The organism is Hyphomonas sp. (assembly GCF_046313735.1).
In the GTDB taxonomy this organism is placed as follows: domain Bacteria; phylum Pseudomonadota; class Alphaproteobacteria; order Caulobacterales; family Hyphomonadaceae; genus Hyphomonas.
Map to the genome: position 1 here is coordinate 1 of NZ_JBKBXW010000075.1, position 3,241 is coordinate 3,241.

The 3,241-nt window shown below is 64.9% G+C and carries 4 protein-coding genes; 1 reads left to right on the plus strand and 3 read right to left on the minus strand.

Translation table 11 applies throughout. From position 1 onward, the window contains the following. Nucleotides 1-109: 109 nt before the first annotated feature. A complete protein-coding gene (locus ACK4SV_RS16350) occupies nucleotides 110-544 on the minus strand; it encodes a DUF1801 domain-containing protein (RefSeq protein ID WP_409918906.1) in 435 nt (144 codons plus the stop codon). A 180-nt stretch (nucleotides 545-724) separates the two neighbouring features. Between ACK4SV_RS16350 and ACK4SV_RS16355 the strand changes: the two genes are divergently transcribed. Beyond that, nucleotides 725-1,300: a hypothetical protein gene (locus ACK4SV_RS16355; RefSeq protein ID WP_409918907.1), complete on the plus strand. Its 576-nt coding sequence runs from the start codon at nucleotides 725-727 to the stop codon at nucleotides 1,298-1,300. Between the two features lie 50 nt (nucleotides 1,301-1,350). Here ACK4SV_RS16355 and ACK4SV_RS16360 read toward each other — a convergent pair whose 3' ends face one another. Both ACK4SV_RS16360 and ACK4SV_RS16365 read right to left on the minus strand, forming a co-directional pair. Further along, nucleotides 1,351-2,364, minus strand: coding sequence for a TIGR00341 family protein (locus ACK4SV_RS16360; protein ID WP_409918908.1), 1,014 nt, complete (start codon nucleotides 2,362-2,364; stop codon nucleotides 1,351-1,353). Further along, a complete protein-coding gene (locus ACK4SV_RS16365; protein ID WP_409918909.1) occupies nucleotides 2,364-3,230 on the minus strand; it encodes an NAD(P)-dependent oxidoreductase in 867 nt (288 codons plus the stop codon). Before ACK4SV_RS16365 ends, ACK4SV_RS16360 begins: the two co-directional genes overlap by 1 nt. Nucleotides 3,231-3,241 lie beyond the last annotated feature (11 nt).

Consider the following 3,241-nt stretch of genomic DNA (forward strand, 5'->3'; position numbering starts at 1 on the left):
AGTGGCTCCGGAAAAAGGGTTCGTCTGTCAGCGCATCGATGACGCTAAAGGTGCGTTGGATGAAGCCGGTCGCGCGCCGTGTCCATCCCGCGCCGCCAAATCTGGCCAATCAGGCATCCCAGGTCTCATGGGTCTTGCGGATATGATCCATCCCCGCGCGGACAATCTCCGCCAGCACATCCAGATCGATCTTGTCCAGCGCGCCCAGATAGAGACAGCTCTTGCCAATCTTGTGCGGCCCCAGCCGCGCGAGCATGGCCTCAAAGCCCGCATATCCCGGCATCACATAGACCACCATATTGGCCTTGCGCGGCGAAAATCCGGTGATCATCGCCTCGCCCGAATGCCCGCTGTCATAGGTGTAGGCATAGCGCCCGAAGCCGATGATGCCCGCGCCCCACATCCTCGGCGTCAGCCCCGTCACCTCAGCCATCCAGGGCAGCAACCGTTCGGCGTCGCGCTTGCGCGGCCCGTCCTCCAATGCGGCGATGAATGCCTCCGGCGTCACCGCCGTCACCTTCGTCTTGTTCTCGCTTTTCGCCACGCGCCCCTCCCCTTGGCCGAGTGAATGGGTTCCTGATGGACCCGGCGCAGCTTACCAGCGCTCCGGTCCGTGCAGAAGCTGCCGTTGAGCCCTGCAGTCAAATTCCACGCTGCTTTGTCGTTGACATATCGTTTTTCAATGAATAATCATTGAAAAACGAACAAGAAGGATCCCCGAACCATGCGTAGCCTCCTCCTCACAGCCGCCCTGGCAGGTCTCGCCCTGTCTGCCTCGGCCTCCGCCAACACCTCCGCCAGTGCCGTCGCCGCCGAACCTGCCGCCTGGACCCTCCGGACCTTTGACGTCTATGCGGCCGAAGATCGCCGCAAGCCTCTCGAAGAGCGCCGCATCGCCTATTCCGGTGTCATCGTCCATACGTCCGATACCTCCCGCACCGGCGCCCTCTTCAGCTGCAGTGAGGAGAAAGGCTTGTCGGTCATGTTCTCGCTCGCCCCGGTCGACTTTACCGACGAGGATTACTTCGCTTCCAGCCAGCAGGTGCGAGGTATGGGCGGCCGGGTGATCGTTGACGGCGAACGCCCACGCGACGCTTCCCGCTTCCTCTACCGCCGGAAGCTGAACGTCGCCCAAGCCGCCCAGCCGGAAGTCGCCTACGCCGCCGTCGAGGCGCTCTATAAAGGGCAGACCACTCAGGTCGAAGTTGGCGGTCTGCGCGCCGTCGAGGTGTCCCTGCCAGCGCCAGACGAAGCGTTCCGCCAATTCGTACGTGACTGTCCGAGATTCGTATCGGAATAAGCAGCATACAGTTCAGGCCCGGCCAGTTGCCGGGCCGCTTCTGCTGCCTTTCAACTGCGCAGCTGCACCGTGGACCCAAGATCCAGCATCAGGATCAGCGCGACCGCCACGATCAGAAACACGCCCGACAGGATCGCATTGATCCAGATTGCCCGGTCGGCATGTTTCTGCTCGATCCATTTGCGCGGCCGGATGCGCCGCAGGCGGAACACGATCAGCGCCGACAGGATCAGGGACGCCACATTGAGGCTCAGCAGCAGCGCCGCCCGCAGGGCCAGCTCGCCCTCGCCATAGCCCGCAAACAGCCCGACCGCTGCCGCCGGCGGAAGCAGCGCCGCGGCCACCATCACCCCGACAAGCGCCGACGCCGTGCCGCGGGTCACCGACAGTGCCGCCGCCCCGCCTGCCGCCATCGCCAGCGCCAGCCCGTCGAGCCGCACCTCGGCCCGGGACATCAACTCCCGGCTTTCAAAGTTGGCCGGCATGACCAGCGCCAGCAGGAAGGACACCCCCAGTGCCACGCCAATGCCCATCACCAGGCTGAGTACGCCTTTCCGTAGAAGCGCGACTTCGCCCAGCGCCGCGCCCATGGCCAGCCCCATGATCGGCCCCAGCAGCGGCGCGATGACCATGGCGCCAATCACGGCAGCAACCCCGTCAGAGACAAGCCCGACCGCGGCCACGATCGTCGACAGGAACACCATCAGGACATAGTCCCAGTTGGGCTTGGCGTTGCTTGAGACCTGGATGTAGAGCGCCTCGCGGGTGTGCTGGGAGCTGGCTTTCTTCTTCTCATTCTTTGGCGACGGCAGCTTGGGCAGGGTGACGCCGATCTGAACGACCGTCACGCGCCAGCCGGAGCGGTCTTCGAGCAGGGACTGGAGATTATCGAGCAGCGCCTGCACGGGCCCATCGCGCATGATGACCTGGATGAGCCGGCGGTCGGTCTGTTCGGGCTGCAGCACCAGATAGTCGATCGGGTCTGCCGCTTTGACGATCCGGATTGCGATGTCGAAAGTCTCCCCGCCACCGGGAAGGTGAATATCGACACGGCATATACCCATCAGTCAGGCTTTCTGTTGAGGCGCGCAATCAGGCTGGAGGTGTCCCAGCGCCCGCCGCCCATCGCCTGCACATCGGCGTAATACTGGTCTATCATGGCCGTCAGCGGCAGGCCCGCGCCATTGTCACGCGCCGCGTCTAGGGTGATGCGCAGATCCTTGCGCATCCAGTCGACCGCAAAGCCGAAATCGAACTTGCCCTCCACCATGGTCTGCCAGCGGTTTTCCATCTGCCAGCTCTGCGCCGCCCCGCCTGAGATCGCCTCGATCACCTTCGCCGCGTCTAGCCCCGCCGCTTCGGCAAAATGCAGCCCCTCGGCCAGCCCCTGCACGATCCCGGCAATGCAGATCTGGTTGACCGATTTGGCCAGCTGCCCCGCCCCGCTCTCCCCGATCCGTGTGATCTTGCGTGAGAACGCCGCCATCACAGGCTCGGCGGCTGCAAACGCCGCCGCCTCGCCGCCGCACATCACCGTCAGCTTGCCATTGATCGCGCCCGCCTCGCCGCCGGAAACCGGCGCATCAATGAAATGCGCGCCCTTCGCCCGGCAGCGCTCCGACAGCTCCCGCGCAAGGCTCGCCGACGCCGTCGTATGGTCGATCACCGTCATCCCCGCCCCGAGGCTCGGCTCGAACGCCTCGAACACCGCCAGCACATCGGGGTCATCGCCCAGGCACATCAGCACATATTCCGCCCCGAACACCGCCGTGGCCGGGTCCTTTGCCGCCTCGCCCCGGTGCACGGCCTTCCAGGCATCAGCCTTTGCCGCCGTGCGGTTCCACACCGTGACCGAGCGGCCCGCCCGCGCCAGATGCCCCGCCATATGGAAACCCATGACGCCCAGTCCGAGAAATGCCGTGCGCGCCATCGCTGTCTCCT